11 protein-coding genes are annotated in these 15,356 nt (G+C 72.0%); 4 read left to right on the forward strand and 7 right to left on the reverse strand.

Annotated elements, in window-relative coordinates; translation table 11 throughout:
- Positions 1 to 64: 64 nt before the first annotated feature.
- Both WME73_RS32235 and WME73_RS32240 read right to left on the reverse strand, forming a co-directional pair.
- The gene (locus WME73_RS32235) at positions 65 to 1,072 is read right to left on the reverse strand and encodes an ABC transporter ATP-binding protein (RefSeq protein ID WP_437740183.1); all 1,008 of its coding nucleotides are present in this window, start codon (positions 1,070 to 1,072) and stop codon (positions 65 to 67) included.
- On the reverse strand, positions 1,069 to 2,496 hold the full coding sequence (locus WME73_RS32240; RefSeq protein ID WP_437293693.1) for a sigma-54-dependent transcriptional regulator: 1,428 nt from the start codon (positions 2,494 to 2,496) through the stop codon (positions 1,069 to 1,071). Before WME73_RS32240 ends, WME73_RS32235 begins: the two co-directional genes overlap by 4 nt.
- Before the next feature lie 342 nt (positions 2,497 to 2,838).
- Here WME73_RS32240 and WME73_RS32245 point away from each other — a divergent pair, with 342 nt between their 5' ends.
- The 4 genes from WME73_RS32245 (at position 2,839) to aat (ending at position 8,400) form a co-directional block, all read left to right on the forward strand.
- Positions 2,839 to 5,712, forward strand: coding sequence for a carboxypeptidase regulatory-like domain-containing protein (locus WME73_RS32245; RefSeq protein WP_437912023.1), 2,874 nt, complete (start codon positions 2,839 to 2,841; stop codon positions 5,710 to 5,712).
- An 86-nt stretch (positions 5,713 to 5,798) separates the two neighbouring features.
- On the forward strand, positions 5,799 to 6,560 hold the full coding sequence (locus WME73_RS32250; protein WP_437912024.1) for a hypothetical protein: 762 nt from the start codon (positions 5,799 to 5,801) through the stop codon (positions 6,558 to 6,560).
- 54 nt (positions 6,561 to 6,614) lie between these two features.
- A complete protein-coding gene (locus WME73_RS32255) occupies positions 6,615 to 7,616 on the forward strand; it encodes a glycosyltransferase (RefSeq protein WP_437740186.1) in 1,002 nt (333 codons plus the stop codon).
- Between the two features lie 61 nt (positions 7,617 to 7,677).
- A complete protein-coding gene (gene aat, locus WME73_RS32260; protein WP_437912025.1) occupies positions 7,678 to 8,400 on the forward strand; it encodes a leucyl/phenylalanyl-tRNA--protein transferase in 723 nt (240 codons plus the stop codon).
- A 202-nt stretch (positions 8,401 to 8,602) separates the two neighbouring features.
- Here the strand turns inward: aat and rbfA are convergent, their stop codons facing one another.
- From rbfA to nusA, 5 genes are read right to left on the reverse strand one after another with little or no spacing between them, the layout of a single operon-like run.
- Complete coding sequence (gene rbfA, locus WME73_RS32265; protein WP_437740188.1) at positions 8,603 to 8,977, reverse strand: 30S ribosome-binding factor RbfA; 375 nt, start codon at positions 8,975 to 8,977, stop codon at positions 8,603 to 8,605.
- Positions 8,974 to 9,369 carry a DUF503 domain-containing protein gene (locus tag WME73_RS32270; RefSeq protein ID WP_437740189.1) on the reverse strand — a complete coding sequence of 132 codons (396 nt, stop codon included), beginning with the start codon at positions 9,367 to 9,369 and terminating at the stop codon, positions 8,974 to 8,976. Before WME73_RS32270 ends, rbfA begins: the two co-directional genes overlap by 4 nt.
- 10 nt (positions 9,370 to 9,379) lie before the next feature.
- Positions 9,380 to 12,499 carry a translation initiation factor IF-2 gene (infB, locus tag WME73_RS32275; RefSeq protein WP_437740190.1) on the reverse strand — a complete coding sequence of 1,040 codons (3,120 nt, stop codon included), beginning with the start codon at positions 12,497 to 12,499 and terminating at the stop codon, positions 9,380 to 9,382.
- Positions 12,500 to 12,514: 15 nt separating this feature from the next.
- Positions 12,515 to 13,666 carry a YlxR family protein gene (locus WME73_RS32280; protein WP_437912026.1) on the reverse strand — a complete coding sequence of 384 codons (1,152 nt, stop codon included), beginning with the start codon at positions 13,664 to 13,666 and terminating at the stop codon, positions 12,515 to 12,517.
- Positions 13,667 to 13,693: 27 nt separating this feature from the next.
- Positions 13,694 to 15,337, reverse strand: coding sequence for a transcription termination factor NusA (nusA, locus tag WME73_RS32285; RefSeq protein ID WP_437740192.1), 1,644 nt, complete (start codon positions 15,335 to 15,337; stop codon positions 13,694 to 13,696).
- Positions 15,338 to 15,356: the final 19 nt, after the last annotated feature.

The following is a 15,356-nucleotide window of genomic DNA, read 5'->3' on the forward strand; positions in this document are numbered from 1 at the left end:
CCCGGCCCCCGGAGAGGGTGTCCTCTGCGGGGGCCTACCGCTGTCTGAGGGACGCCGACGCTGGCTACAGCGCGCGGCGCATGAAGAGGTCTTCCAGCGTCTCGCGGCGCGGCGCCACCTCGACGACCTGCGCGCCCGCCGCGAGCGACGCCCGCAGCACCTCGCGCACGCGCGCCTCGCCCTCCACATCGACCACGACGACGTCGCCCCGGCGCGTGGTCGCGAAGCCCTTCGCGCCGAGATCATCAAGGAGGCCTTCGCTCGCGCCCGCCAGCGTGACCTCGGTGCGCAGCACGTCGCCCCGCAGCAGCTGGCGGATCGCGCCGCTCACCACCACCTGGCCCTCGCGCAGGATCGCCACGCGATCGCACATCGCCTCGACGTCGCTCAGGATGTGCGTCGAGAAGAAGATCGTCCGGCCCTGATCGCGCTCCGCGAAGATGAGATCGCGCACCTCCTTGCGGCCGACCGGATCGAGGCCGCTCATCGGCTCGTCGAGGATCAGCATCTCCGGATCGGCGACCAGCGCGGCCGCCAGCCCCGTGCGCTGCAGCATCCCCTTCGACAGCCGGCGCACCTGCCGATCTGCCGCGTACGCGATCTTCACCTGATCGAGCACCTCCATCGCCCGCCTGCGCAGCGCCGCGCCGCGCATCCCGGAGAGGCGGCCGCAGAGCTCCACGAACTCGCGCGGGGTGAGGTAGGGGTAGACGTACGGGTTCTCCGGCAAAAAGCCGATCTTCCGGCGCGCCTCGGGCGACGGCACGCGCGCGCCGAACAGGTACGCCTCGCCGCCGGTCGGGGCGATGAGGCCCGTCAGCATCTTGATCGTCGTCGTCTTGCCGGCCCCGTTCGGCCCGAGGAAGCCGAAGATCTCGCCGCGCCGTACGCCGAAGCTCACCCCCTTGACCGCCTCGACCGCCCTCCGGTGCAAGAAACCCACCCGGAACGTCTTCAGGAGGCCGCGGACGTCGATCAGCAGCTCGCCCTCCGGCGCCCCTTCCTCGACGGAGCTGGCCGGCGCGGCACCCCGGTCGCGCGGCTCGACGATGCGCTCGGCTGCGTTGCTCATGCGCCCTCCTCCCCCTCGGGGCTCTCGCCCGGCGCGCCGTCTGCCGGCCGCGCCCGGCCGCGCGCGTTGGCCGCGCTGTACTCGTGCAGCTTGTACTGGATCTTGCGCGGGCTGATCCCGAGGATCGTCGCGGCCTTCGAGGTCGAGCCCTTGCACGCCTCGAGCGTGCGCAGGATCGCGTAGCGCTCCAGGTCGTAGATGGTGCTCCCCGGGACGCGCGGCATCGCGTCGACGGACTCGGCCGGCTCGGACGACATCTGCGCCGGCAGGTGCCGGAGCTCGATGCGCGCGCCGTCGCAGAGCACCGCGGCCCGCTCGATCGCGTTCTCCAGCTCGCGCACGTTGCCGGGGAACGAGTAGGACGTCAGCGCCGACAGCGCCTCGTCGGTGAAGCCCTCGATGCGCTTGCCGTTCTCCTGCGCATAGCGGCCGAGGAAGAACGTCGCGAGCTCGGGGATGTCGCTCCGGCGCTCGCGGAGCGGCGGGATCTCCAGGGTGACGACGTTGAGCCGGTAATAGAGGTCCTCGCGGAACACCCCCTCGGCGATGCGCTGGCGCAGATCGCGGTTCGACGCGGCGAGGATCCGCACGTCGACCTTGAGCGTCTCGTTGCCGCCCACCCGCTCGAACGTCCGCTCCTGCAGGAAGCGCAGGAGCTTCACCTGCGTGGCCAGCGGGATCTCGCTCACCTCGTCCAGGAACAGGGTGCCGCCGCTCGCCTGCTCGAAGCGGCCCTCGCGGCGGCCGACGGCGCCGGTGAAGGCGCCGCGCTCGTGGCCGAACAGCTCGCTCTCGAGGAGCGACTCGCTCAGCGCGGCGCAGTTCAGCCGGACGAGCGGCGCCTTCGCCCGCGGGCTGGCGCGGTGGATCATCTCGGCGATGAGCTCCTTGCCCGTGCCCGTCTCGCCCACGATCAGCACGCTCGCGCGGCTCGGCGCCACCTGCTCGACCAGCCGGAGGACCTTCGCCATACTCGGGTGGCTCGCGATCACGTGCCCGAACGCGTTGCGCTCGCGCAGCCGCTCGCGCAGCCGCGAGTTCTCCTGGAGGAGCCGCGCCCGCTCCACCGCGCGCTCGACCACGACCGCGAGCACCGAGAAATCGAGCGGCTTCGTCAGGTAGTTGTACGCGCCCTTCTTCACGGCCTCGACCGCGCTCGAGATGGTGCCGAACGCCGTCATCACCACGAAGGTCGCGTCCGGCAGCGCGAGCTGCGCCTTCTCCATCATCCGGATGCCGTCGAGCCCAGGCATCTTCAGATCGGTCAGGACCACGTCGGGCGCGAACTCCTCGAGCTTGCCGAGCGCCTTGAAGCCGTCGGCCGCGGTCTCGGTCGTGTACCCCTCCTCGCGGAGGATCTCCGAGAGCGCCGCGCGCGCGTTGGCCTCGTCGTCGACGATCAGGATGCGCCCGCGGGATGCCATGGTGATGGCTTTCCTAGCATGCGCGTCCGCGGAATTGGACGGCTGCTCGGCCCCGGCCGAGCGGCGGCGGGACCGCGGGGCGCTCTGGTCGAGCACGTTTGCGACCGAGGCGCCGGCGCGGCGGCGTGGCGGCGTACGTTGCGCAGAGAAGGCCGAAAGGCTCGGCATCACCGCGCGGGGATGCCGTACTTATCGAGCCGTGCGGCGCGCCTGTCGCGGAGCTGCTGCCAGCGAAAACCGCTGTTTCACGCGCCGCCCGGAGTGATACAACGGGCCGCGCGCGAGGTCTCCACCGTCCCGATTGGCGGGCGTTTCCTTGTTCGACCTCGCGGGTGAGGCTCGATGCATACGCTTCGGAAGGTGTTTGCCGACAGGCCCCGGCGCGCTGCGCTCACGGCGCTGCCGCTCGTCGGCTCGCTCACGCTCGCGGGCGCTGCCGAGGCACAGCAGCCGCAGCCGCCCTTCGGACCTCAGCCGATCCCAGGCCAGCCCGCGCAGCCGCCCGGCGCTTTCGGGCCCGAGCAACCTCCCGCGCAACCCGGCCCCTTCGGGCCGCAACCCGGTCAGCCCGGCCCCTTCGGGCCGCAGCCCGGTCAGCCCGGCCCCTTCGGGCCGCAGCCCGGTCAGCCCGGCTCCTTCGGGCCGCAGCCGGGCTTTCCGGGCGACGCTCCGCCGCAGTTCGGGCCGCAGCCGGGCCAACCGCCGCCGGACGGGAGCGTCTCTTTCGGCGCGCAGGCGTCGGTCGGTGATCAGGGCCTCCAGGCCAGCGCGGCGGCGCCGACATCCACCGCGTGGGACGAGGAGGAGCGGGCGCTCTCCCTCACCGCGCAGCCGAACCTGTGGGGCTCGACCGGCCTCCTCAGGACGTCGTACGCGGGCTCGGGCGCGCCGGGCACCTTCCGGGTGTCGTTCCTGCTCGACTGGTTCTCCACGAGCGGCTTTCTCTGTGATCCGGCGGAGTCGACGCTCGCCGGTCACCCGATCACGTGCGGTCCTGACGCGAAGGAGGACTCGGCGAGCCACGTCGGAGCGTTCTTCGCGCTGAACGCGACCCCCCTGCCCTTCCTCGAGGGGTACGCGTCGATCCGCACGTTCGCGAACGCGAACGACCAGGGTCGTCCGCGGCTGCTGCAGGTGCTCGGCGACACGACGTTCGGCGTGAAGGCGTTCACCCCCACGAAGATCGGCAAGCCGTTCTCCTTCGGCGGCGAGGCGCAGCTGCTCCTGCTCAACGGGACCGGCGACGTCGGCCTCGCCGGCGGCGGCACGAGCGCGGTCTTCCGCGGGCTCGCGTCGCTCGATCTGCGCAAGCCGCAGGGCAAGGGGTTCCCGCTGCGGGTGAACGTGAACCTCGGCTACAAGCTCGACAACTCCGGCGTCCTCGTGGAGGAGGTCGAGAAGGCGCGCGCGAAGGCGTTCACGGACGATCGCGAGCGGCAGCCGATCTCGCGGATCGAGCGGTTCGGGCTCGGCATCAACCGCGTCGACTTCTTCCAGACCCACCTCGGCGTCGAGGTGCCGCTGCCGAAGGTGCAGCCTTACCTGGAGTACACCCTCGACATCCCGGTGAACCGGCAGGGTTACGAGTGCCACACGAAGACCGTGTCGCGCGGCGACGTCTGCCTCGGGCTCGACGACTTCGCGTCTCCTGACCCGCAGAACCAGGGCGGACCGGGTTATGCCGCGGCGCCGTCGCGGCTGTCGCTCGGCGTGCGGGTGACGCCGTTCGAGAAGGCGTTCCGCGGGCTCTCCGGACACGCGGCGTTCGACCTCGGCCTGTCGGCGACCTCCGTGTTCATCGAGGAGGTCGCGCCTCAGGCGCCGTGGACGCTCTATCTCGGGATTGGCTATGCGTACGATACGAAGCAGAAGGAGCCGCCGCCGGCCCCGGCGCCGCAGATCATCAAGGAGCCGCCGCAGCTCGTGCCGGCGCCGCAGACCTTCGCGCGCGGCTTCGTGCACGAGCAGAGCAAGCCCGACGCGGCGGTGGCGGACGCCATCGTGACGATCGAGGGCGCGGCTCAGCCGCCGTACGCGACAGGGCCGGACGGCCGCTTCCTCACACGGCACCTCGATCCGGGGACGTACACCTTCAACATCCGGGCGAACGGGTACAAGTCCGGCACCTGCCAGGCGACGATCCTCCCTGGCGGGGCAGCGCCGGGGCAACCCGGGGCGTTCGGCCCGCAGCCTGGGCCTTTCGGCCCGCAGCCCGGGCAGCCCGGCGCCTTCGGTCCGCAACCCGGACAGCCCGGCGCCTTCGGTCCGCAGCCTGGACAGCCTGGGCCTTTCGGTCCGCAGCCCGGCGCCTTCGGTCCGCAGCCTGGACAGCCTGGGCCTTTCGGTCCGCAGCCCGGGCAGCCCGGCGCCTTCGGTCCGCAACCCGGACAGCCTGGGCCTTTCGGTCCGCAGCCCGGGCAGCCCGGCGCCTTCGGTCCGCAGCCTGGGCCCTTCGGCCCGCAGCCCGGACAGCCTGGGCCTTTCGGTCCGCAGCCGGGAGGGCCTGGCGCTGCGCCGAGCCCGGCACAGCCGCAGGGGCCGACGTTCGTGGACGTCGACTGCTCCCTCGAGGCGCTGCCCAAGACGGGCAACATCGTCGGGACGGTGAAGGACGCGGAGAGCGGGGACGCGGTCGCTGGCGCGACGATCCGGCTGGTCGACGCTGCGGGCCGCGAGCAGACGGCGACGGCCGATGGCAGCGGCGCCTTCCGTTTCCCCGACCTGCCGGCCGGCGCGGTGACGCTCAAGGTCGAGGCGCAGGGCTACATGAACCACGTCAACCAGGCCGACGTCCGGACGAGCGAGGACACGCGCGCCGCCCTCACGGTGAACAAGCGGCCGAAGATCTCGCTCGTGAAGGTGCTGGGCAACGAGATCAAGATCTCGCGGCAGATCCACTTCGAGACCGACTCGGCGAAGATCCTCGGCGACTCGAACGCGCTGATGGAGGAGATCGCGGACGTGCTCCAGCGGAATCCGAACATCCGCAAGGTCGAGATCCAGGGGCACACCGACAACACGGGCGGGCGCGAGCACAACCAGACGCTCAGCGAGGCCCGGGCGAACGCGGTGCGCGCCTGGCTGATCCGGGCCGGCGTGGACGGCTCGCGGCTGCTCGCGAAGGGCTATGGGCAGGATCGCCCCGTCGCGCCGAACGTCACGCCCGCGAACAAGGCCAAGAACAGGCGCGTTCAGTTCATCATCGTGGAGAAGTGAGCCAGGTCCGCCGCCGGGCGGGCCCCGCATCCGGCCGCGCCTCGGCGTCGCTTGTCGGCGCCGGGGCGCTGCGATAGGGCACGCGCATGATCAAGCAGGTCATCGCGACCGCGCTGGCGGTGGTGGCGGGTTGCGCGGCGCCCACCCCGGCGCCCGATGCCCGGCCAGCCGAGAGCACCCGGCCCTCCTCCGTCGGCGCCGCGCCCACGGCGGCAGCAGCGACGGCAGGGGCCAGCGCGGCTGAGGTGGCGTCAACGCCTCGCCCCGAGGACGCAAGCGCGCCGGAGCCGCCGCAGGACGGGGGCGATCGCGGGGCCGCCGAGGCGCCCGCGGCCGACGCGTCGCCAGGCCCAGGAGCGGAGCCCAGCGCAGGCGCCGACGCGAGCGCCGCGACCTCCGCCCGCGCGGACAACAAGATCCTGCCGGCGCTCGAGAGCGAGGAGCTCACGGCGCGAGCCAGGGCGTTGTTCGACGCCATCGCGAAGAAGGAGCCGGCGCTGGCCGAGCCCTTCTGGTTCCCCAAGGAGCCGTTCATCCCGCTCAAGGACGTGAAGGACCCCGGCAAGTACTGGGACAACCTCCACGCCGCTTACGTGAACGACGTGAAGTCGATGCATCGGAAGCGCAAGAGCTGGGAGGGGGCGCGGTTCGTCAGCTTCGTGGTGGGCTCCAAGCCGAAGTGGGTGCCTCCGGGGGACGAGGCCAACAAGATCGGCTATTACCGCTCCTTTCACGGCAAGCTGAAGTACGAGATCGACGGGAAGCCGGCGAGCCTGGACGTCCACACGATCATCTCGTGGCAGGGCCGCTGGTACATCACGCACCTCGGCGACTTCAAGAAGCGCTAGGCGTCCGCGCCCGTTCTTGTGGACGCTGCGCGGGCGCGCCGCCATGGTCTCCGCGTGGCGCCGCTCGTCTCCGTCTTGCTCCCGTACCGGCAGGCGGAAGCGACGATCGAGGAGGCGCTGGAGAGCGTGCTCGCCGAGCGCGCGGTCGACCTGGAGGTGGTCGCCGTGGACGACGGCTCGACGGACGGCGGCCCTGCCAGGGTCGCGCGCATCGCGCAGCGCGATCGCCGCGTCCTCCAGGTCGCGACGGGCGGTGTGGGGATCGCACAGGCGCTCTCGCGGGCGGCGGAGGCTGCGCGCGGCGAGCTCCTCGCCCGCATGGACGGCGACGACATCTCGGTCGGCGAGCGGCTCGCGCGACAAGCGGAGATGCTCCTCCGGGATCCGCGGCTCGACGTCGTCGGAGCCCGCGTCGAGGCGTTCGCTGCCGGGCCGATCGGCGAGGGCATGCTGCGCTACGTCGACTGGCTGAACTCGATCGTCACCCCGGAGGACCACGCGCGCGAGATGTTCGTGGAGTCCCCGCTGTGCCACCCGTCGGTGATGCTGCGGCGGAGCGCGCTGGAGCAGGTGGGCGGGTTCCGGGAGGTCCCGTGGGCGGAGGACTACGACCTGTGGCTGCGCCTCGACGCCGCGGGCGCGCGGATGGCGAAGCTCCCGGAGCTCGGCCTGCGCTGGCGGCACCGCGAGGGGCGCGCCACCTTCGCCGATCCGCGGTACGCGATCGCGAGGTTCCTCGAGGCAAAGGCGCACTATCTTGCGAGGAAGCTGCGCCCAGCGCGCCCGGTGGCCGTGTGGGGCGCGGGAAAGACAGGCCGGCGGCTGGCGAGGGCGCTCGCCCGGAACGGCGTGGCGCCCGCGCGGTTCGTGGACATCGATCCGCGCAAGATCGGCCGGATCGCGCAGGGCGCGCCGATCGTCGACCCGTCGCGGCTGGAGCGCGGGGCAGAGACCCTCGTCGTCGCCGTGGGGGCGCGGGGGGCGCGCGCGCTCATCCGCGGCCACCTCGCGGCGCGCGGCTTCGTCGAGGGCTCCGACTACCTGTGCGCCTCCTGAGCGCGCGGCGGGCGACGCTTTGCAACCGCGCGCTCTTTTGGGAGGATTCGATCCCACAGCAATGCGGGTCCCGGTGCTCACGAGCAAGCTCGACTTCCCTCCGCCAGAGCGCGCGACCCCGGAGGGGATCGTGGCCGTGGGCGGCGAGGCCTCGCCGGAGCGGCTGCTGGCCGGCTACCGCCGGGGCATCTTCCCCTGGCCTCACGAGGGGCTGCCGCTGCTCTGGTTCTCCCCGGATCCGCGCTTCGTCCTGCCGCCGCGCGAGGCGCACGTCCCGCACTCGCTGCGCAAGCGGGTGCGCCGGGGCGAGATCGAGGTGCGGACCGATACGGCGTTCGAGCGGGTCATGCAGGCCTGCAGCGCCGCGCCGCGCCCTGGGCAGAACGGCACGTGGATCACCGAGGAGCTCATCGCCGGCTACACGGCGCTGCACGCCGCCGGGGTCGCGCACAGCATCGAGGCGTGGTCGAACGGCGAGCTCGTCGGCGGCCTCTACGGCGTGTCGCTGGGGCGAATGTTCTTCGGCGAGTCGATGTTCGCACGCGCGCCCGACGCCTCGAAGGTCGCGTTCGCGACGCTCCTCGGGAACCTCGTCGCCTGGGACTTCGCGCTGGTGGACTGCCAGGTGTACACGGACCACCTGGAGCGATTCGGCGCCGTGGAGTGGCGGCGGCGCGAGTTCCTCAGCGCGCTGAAGGTGGCGCTCGACGCCCCGACGAAGATGGGACCGTGGCGCTTCGACCTCGAGCCCGCGCAGGCGATCGAGCGGCTCATCTCGCGGTGAGCGCGCCCGAGCTTCGGCCGCGCGCCGCTCGACCCCGCTCTACAGCCGTTTCCGCCCACCTCAGCACCATGCCGAGCAGAGCGACGGTCTCCCGCACAGGAGACGGGCCCAGATCGGCGTTTTCGGCGCGCAAGCGCACTCCGGTGCGCTGAGCACCGAAAACGTCGAGGTGGGCCCGTATCCGAAGCGGGTAACCGTCGCTCTAGGAGCGCTCGCCGCCCGAGCCGTCCTTGATCTCTCGGAGCAGCTCCTCGATCCGCCGCTCGGCGTCCGGCCCCTCGTCGTAAAAGAAGCGCAGCGTCGGCACCACGCGCAGCCCCATCGTGCGGGCGACGTCCCTGCGCAGCCGGCCCGACGCCGCGTCTAGCCCCTTGAGCAGGGCGCGGCGCGCCGCGGCGTCCTCCGCGCCGAACTCGTGGCGCACGTGGACCTTCGCGCTCTGCAGGTCGTCGGTGATCTCCACGCGCGACACGAGCACGCCGGCGATCCGCGGGTCACGCAGATCCCGGAGCAGGTTGGACAGATCCTCACGGAGCCGCTCGGCGACCCGCGTCGCCCGCTTCACCACGCCGCTCATTCGTCGTCCTCTGCGTCCTCGAACATGTTCGAGGACGCTCCCAGATCTCCATCGTCACGGCCGAGCGCCTGCTCGATGCCGCCCTGCACCCCAGCGCCTCCATCGCCGAACGGCACGATCTCGGTCGCCCGATCCGTGAGGACAGCGTGCGGCAGCGACCCTGCCATCGCGGCCACGTCCGCGAGGACCTTGTCGCACATGACCGCCGAGTTCGAGACGACCGCGACGCCGAGCGTCGCCCGCCTCGGATCGTCGAGCACGCCGACCTCGGCGATCGACACGCGCATCCGGCTCTGCGCCCGCTCCTTCAAGGAGCGCACCACGCTGCGCTTGTCCTTGAGGGAGCGGGCCCCGACGATATCGAGACGGAGACGGAGTACACCCACGAACATCGGATGAGGCTCAGAGCTTCGTCTTGACCTCTTCGATCTCGAAGCTCTCGATGATGTCGCGCTCCTTGATGTCCGAGTAGCCGTCGAGCGAGATACCGCACTCGAACCCCTCGACCACCTCTTTCACGTCATCCTTGAACCGGCGCAACCCGGACAGGCGACCCGTCCAGACCACGGCGTTGTCCCGGATGAGGCGCGCCTCGCCGGTGCGCTTGACCGAGCCGCTGATGGCCATGCAGCCGGCGACCGTGCCCGCCTTCGTGATCTTGAAGACCTGGCGGACCTCGGCGCGGCCGAGGACCTTCTCCACCTTGGTCGCGGGGAGCAGCCCCTCCATCGCGCTCCGGATGTCGTCGACGGCGTTGTAGATGATGTTGTAGAGCCGGATCTCGACGCCTTCGTTCTCGGCCAGAGCGCCCGCCTTGCCGGCCGGCCTGACGTTGAAGCCGACGATGATCGCCTTCGACGCGACCGCCAGGTTGACGTCGCCCTCGGTGATGCCGCCGACGGCGCCGTTCACGATCGTGACCTTCACCTTCTGGGTCGAGAGCTTCGCCAGCGCGTGGATGATCGCCTCGACCGAGCCCTGCACGTCGCCCTTGATGATCAGCTTGAGCTCGAGCTGATCGGCCTCCTGCAGGTTCTTCGTGATGGACTCGAGCGAGACGCGCGAATCCTGCGGGATGAGCGTCTTCGACGCCTTCTTGCGGCGGGTCTCGGCGATCTCCTCCGCGGTCTTCCCGTCCTTGACGGCGTGGACGGGATCGCCCGCGCTCGGCACCTCGTTGAGGCCGAGGACCTCGACGGGCGTCGCGGGGCCGGCCTCGGCGACGGAGCGCCCGAGCTCGTCGGTCATCGCCCGGACCTTGCCCCACGCGGCGCCGGCCAGGAGGATGTCGCCCGTGCGGAGCGTGCCGTCCTGGACCATGACGCGCGCGACCGGGCCGCGGCCACGATCGAGCAGCGCCTCGATGACGGTGCCGCTGGCGCGCTTCTTCGGGTTGGCGCGGAGGTCCTGGACCTCGGCGAGGAGCAGGACCGACTCGAGGAGCTGGTCGATGCCCTGCCCCAACTTCGCCGACACGCTGCAGAACATCGTCTCGCCGCCCCACTCCTCGGGCTGCAACCCGAGCGCGGCGAGGTCGCGCTTGATCTTGTCGGCGTCGGCGCCCGGCTTGTCGATCTTGTTCACCGCGACGAGGATCGGCACCTTCGCGGCCTGGGCGTGCGAGATCGCCTCCTTGGTCTGAGGCATCACGCCGTCGTCGGCCGCGACCACCAGGATCACGATGTCGGTGAGCGAGGCGCCGCGGGCGCGCATCGCCGTGAACGCCTCGTGGCCCGGCGTGTCGAGGAAGGCGATCGTGCCGCGCGGCGTCTCGACGCGGTAAGCGCCGATGTGCTGGGTGATCCCGCCGGCTTCGCCCTCGGCGACCGTGGCCTTCCGGATCCTGTCGAGCAGCGACGTCTTGCCGTGGTCGACGTGACCCATGACGGTGACGATGGGCGGACGGATCTCCACCTCCTCGTCGGTGTCGGCCCCGGCCTGCATGGCCGCGCTCAGCGTGTCCTGCTCGCTGACGGCCACGTCCTCGACGCTCCAGCCGAACTCGCTCGCGAGGATCTTCGCGGTTTCGGCGTCGAGCGTGCTGTTGATGTTCACGCCCGTCATGCCCATCGACAGGAGCCGCATGAGCACGTCCGTCGCCTTCAGGCTCATCTTCGCGGCGAGCTGCTGGAGAGTGACCTGCTCCTCGATCTTGATGACCTTCTTGTGCGAGGCCATCTCCTGCGTGGAGACCTGGACCGGCTTGCGCGGGAGACCGCCACCCGGGCGCTGCCGCCCGAACATCCCGGGGCGGGTGTTCCGACCGCCCATGGGCCGGCCGCCTGGACCGAAGCTGGGACCACCAGGGCGTGCCTGCTGGGCGTTGGCGCGCGGATCGTAGGTCGTGCGCCGCGCCGGCGGCGTGCCGGTGCGGGGAGCCGGCATCGTGACGCCCGGACGCCCCTGCCAGACCTCAATGCCGGTCTTCGGCGGCGAGGACGGGCGGCGCGGCGCCTGTCCCGGCGTGCCGGCCGGATCTTCCGGCTTGGCCGCGGGCGAAGGCGGCGTGGTCGGCCGAGCGCCCGGGCGGGCGGCGGCCGGAGCTGCAGGCCGCTGCGGCGCGGGCGGCGGCGACGTCGGCCGCGACGCCCCGTGCGCTGGAGCAGGCGCGGGCGCCGAGGGCGCGGCTTGCGGCCGCGTCGGCGTCTGCGCCGCGGCTGCTCCGGGCGCTGCGGCTGCTCCGGGCGCTGCGGCTGCTGCGGCAGGCGCAGGCGCAGGCGCTGCGGCAGGCGCAGGCGCTGCGGCGGGCGCCGCTGCGGCAGGCGCAGGGATCGGCGCGGGCGCAGCCGCCTGCGCGGGGGCGGCAGCTGGCGCCTCGGGCGCAGCCGCAGCGGGGACGGGCGCCGGCGCGGCGGCGGTGGCAGGCGGCGCCGCGACAGGCGGCGCAGGCTTCGGCTCGGGCGAGGTCACCTTCGTCTCCTCCGCGGCCGCGGACGCCGCGGCAGGCGCGGTTGCTGCGGGAGCGGGAGCCGCCGGGGGCGGCGGCGCAGGGGGCGCAGCCGCAACAGGCGGCATCGCCGGGGCAGGCGCATTGGGCGCGGGTGCGGGAGCAGGCTCGCGCGGGCTCACGGCGACGACCGGCTCGGGGGCCGGCGCCGAGGGCGCTGCGACGGGAGCGGCGGGCGGCGCAACGGGGCGACGGGGCGGCGCTTCTTCCTGAGCGGCGCGCTCGGGCGGCGACGAAGCCAGAGCGGGCTCAGCCGCAGGCCGAGAGGGCGCAGGCTCCGGAGCAGCGCGAACGGGCGCCTCCGACAGGTCAGGCCCGCGGCCTGGCGAGGACGGCTCGGGCTCGGCCCCGGGCCGTGCGCGACGCTTGACGACCGTGGGGCGGATCCTCTCCTCCACCACCTCAGGCGACTTTTGCCGCTCGAGGTGCCGCTTCACCCGCTCGACGACGTCGGACTCGACGGCGCTCATGTGATTGCGCACGTCGCCTATACCCATGGACTGGAAGAGCGCGACCAGCGTCTTCTGGTCCATATTCAGCTGCTTGGCGACCTCGTAGACCCGGACTTTGCTCATGCACCTCGCTCCACGTTAACCAATCCGCCTCACCCATCCGCGCGGGCGACGATTTGCGGCCACTCTGTCGACCGTCGAGGCGCGTCCGGTAGAACCGGACACCGCCGCCCTGCCCCCGACCGCACCGCCTCCCCCCATGCCCGGCGCAGTAGCAAGAAGCCGACCGGACCCACTCTCCGGCACCCGCCGCTCCTCGCGGCTGGTAAGCGCGCCCTCCAGGCTGCCGGGTCTTCCCCCGACATCCTCGGACGCCGAGAGAACCCCGGCCTCGGGGTTCTCGCGCTCCACGCCTGACGTCCCCGGCCCTCGGCGACGCGAGAGGCCAGCATGGCCAGGCGGCGCCTTCCGATGCTCGGGGCTCTCGCCCTCCTCCGATCGGGCGGCCGCGCTGCGCGAAGGCCGCCCCCTGCGACCGGCGCCGCGGCGCCCACCCTCCGCGGCGTCCTCGCCCCGCTCGACGCGCGCGCACGTGTCCACGACGTGCGCTGCGTTCGCGACGGCAGCGGCGATCGACGCCGCCGAGATCGCCATCACGGCCACGCCGCGCTCGCGCGGGCCGCCCGCCAGGGCGCCGAGCCCCTGCTTGCTGCCCCACGCGACGGCGCGCCCTTCGGCGACGGCGCGCCGGACCTCCGGCAGATCCGCGCCTGCCGCGGCGTCGCACGCGACCAGGACGAGCGCGGCCTCACCGCGCACGCACGACCCAACGACCGCATCGGCGCCGATCGCCGCGCTCTGGGAGCGGACGGCGGCACGGACGAGCCCGTGGAGCCGGCGCTCGGTAGCCCCTCGGATCGCCCGCGCCAGCGAGACGGTCGTGAGCGGCTCGACGCCCCGCGCCTGATCGCCGGCGCCCTCGGCGCCTCCTCCAGCGGCCCCCACGATCGCGTGGACACGTCCCTTCGCGGCGCGGGCGAGCCCCCGGGCGACCGCCGCCGAGAGGCAGTCCTGCTGCGGGTGGACGTGTGCGCCCCGCCCGAACCCGCCGTCGCCCGGATCGACCGCGACCACACCGCCGGGACCAAGGATGAGCCGGACGAGCGGACGAGCGCCGCGGACGTCGTCGACGCCGACGCGCTCCCCGCAGCCGACGCACGTGCGCACTCGCCCCTTCTCGAAGGGCTCACGCTCACCCGCGTCGCTCTGTCTGCTCACTGCTGATCCCATCCTCGGCCCTCTACTTCTCCTCGCAGCCTACGCGTGCCTCACGTCTGCGGCGCGACGAACGTCCGCCCGCGCCGCATCGAGCACCTTCTGCTCGCTTTCAACGAAATCCCGCGCCCCCTGCTTGATGGCGCGCGCCTTCTTGATGCCGAGGCCGGTGCGGATCGCCAGCCGATCCTCGTCCTCCCGCAGCACGTCCTCGACGCTGCGGTACCCGGCCTCCTCGAGCAACACCACCGTCCGATCGCCGACGCCACGGATGAACATCAGCCGCTCGCGGTCGGTGAGCGGCTCGGTGCGCGAGCTCGCGGAGCGGATGCGCTCCTGCCGCAGCCGCTCCATCGTCGTGTCCGCCTGCGACTTGATGCGATCGGCGGCCTCGACGCCGCCGAGACCCGGGATGGCCGCGAGCTCCTCGATCGAGGCCTCGCTGACCTCCTCGAGCGCGCGGAAGCCGAGCCGGTACATGGACTTGGCGATCTGCTCCGTCACCACGTCCATCTGCTGCAAGGCGGAGATCGCCTCTTCTTCCATCTGCTTGAACTTGGTCTCGCTGATGATGTCGAGCTTCCAGTTCGTCAGCTGCGCGGCGAGCCGCACGTTCTGGCCCTTGCGCCCGATCGCGAGCGACAGCTTCTCGTCCGGCACCACGAGCTCCATGCGCCCGTCGGCCTCGTCGACGATCACCTTGTGCACCTCGGCCGGCTGGATCGCGGCGATGACGTAGCGCGCCGGATCGCGATCGAACGGCACGATGTCGATCTTCTCGCCGCGGAGCTCCTGGACGACCGCCTGCACGCGCGAGCCCTTCATGCCCACGCACGCGCCCACCGGATCGACGTCTGCGTCGCGGCTGGTCACCGCGATCTTCGAGCGGGCGCCCGGCTCCCGGGCGACCGACACGATCCGCACGATGCCCTCGTAGATCTCGGGGACCTCGGCCTCGAAGAGCTTCTCGACGAGCCGGGGATCGGAGCGAGAGAGGATGACCTGCGGGCCGCGGGCCTCGCGATCGATGTCCTTCACGTACGCCACGATGCGGTCCCCGGGCCGGTACGTCTCGCGCGGCGTCTGCTCGCGGAACGTGAGCACGCCCTCGGTGCGGCCGATGTCGACGATGATGTTGTTGCCCTTCTCGAACCGCCGCACGATGCCGCGGATGAGCTCGCCCTTGCGATCCTTGTACTCGTTGAAGATGAGATCGCGCTCGGCGTCGCGCACGCGCTGCAGCAGGACCTGCTTCGCCGTCTGCGCGGCGATGCGCCCGAAGGTCGTGCGGCCGTGCTTGAGCTTCAGGATGTCGCCGTATTCCTTGTCCTGATCGCGCGCCTTCTCCGCGTCCTCGGGCCGCCAGAAGACCTGGAAGCCGAGCTCCTCGCCCAGGGTCGCATCCAGCTTCAGCTTGTCCACGTCAGTGATGGAGATCTCGCGCTCCGGCTCCGTCACGGCCTCGACCACGGTCATGTACTGGAAGAGGTCGATCTGCCCGGTGTCCTCGTTGAAGCGCGCCTCGAGCTCGCGGGTGGGGCCGAAGACGCTCTGCGCGGCCTTCAAGATCGCGGCCTCGATCGTCTCGACGAGGATCTTCTTGTCGATCCCCTTCTCCTTCGCGACCTGATCGAGGATGCTGCCGAGGCTCGTCTCCGAGGTCGGCATCGCTGCCATCGTTGCCATGACGTCCCTGTCTCCTGAT

The sequence above is a fragment of the Sorangium sp. So ce302 genome, from assembly GCF_051530145.1.
Classification (GTDB): Bacteria; Myxococcota_A; Polyangia; order Polyangiales; family Polyangiaceae; genus Sorangium; species Sorangium cellulosum_B.

What these genes read in the sequence shown, in the direction of transcription:
- WME73_RS32245 (WP_437912023.1), top strand. Translation starts at nt 2,839, where the DNA reads ATGCATACGCTTCGGAAGGTGTTTGCCGACAGGCCCCGGCGCGCTGCG.
- nusA (WP_437740192.1), bottom strand. Translation starts at nt 15,337, where the DNA reads ATGGCAACGATGGCAGCGATGCCGACCTCGGAGACGAGCCTCGGCAGC.
- WME73_RS32270 (WP_437740189.1), bottom strand. Translation starts at nt 9,369, where the DNA reads ATGTTCGTGGGTGTACTCCGTCTCCGTCTCGATATCGTCGGGGCCCGC.
- WME73_RS32235 (WP_437740183.1), bottom strand. Translation starts at nt 1,072, where the DNA reads ATGAGCAACGCAGCCGAGCGCATCGTCGAGCCGCGCGACCGGGGTGCC.
- infB (WP_437740190.1), bottom strand. Translation starts at nt 12,499, where the DNA reads ATGAGCAAAGTCCGGGTCTACGAGGTCGCCAAGCAGCTGAATATGGAC.
- rbfA (WP_437740188.1), bottom strand. Translation starts at nt 8,977, where the DNA reads ATGAGCGGCGTGGTGAAGCGGGCGACGCGGGTCGCCGAGCGGCTCCGT.
- WME73_RS32240 (WP_437293693.1), bottom strand. Translation starts at nt 2,496, where the DNA reads ATGGCATCCCGCGGGCGCATCCTGATCGTCGACGACGAGGCCAACGCG.
- aat (WP_437912025.1), top strand. Translation starts at nt 7,678, where the DNA reads ATGCGGGTCCCGGTGCTCACGAGCAAGCTCGACTTCCCTCCGCCAGAG.
- WME73_RS32250 (WP_437912024.1), top strand. Translation starts at nt 5,799, where the DNA reads ATGATCAAGCAGGTCATCGCGACCGCGCTGGCGGTGGTGGCGGGTTGC.
- WME73_RS32280 (WP_437912026.1), bottom strand. Translation starts at nt 13,666, where the DNA reads ATGGGATCAGCAGTGAGCAGACAGAGCGACGCGGGTGAGCGTGAGCCC.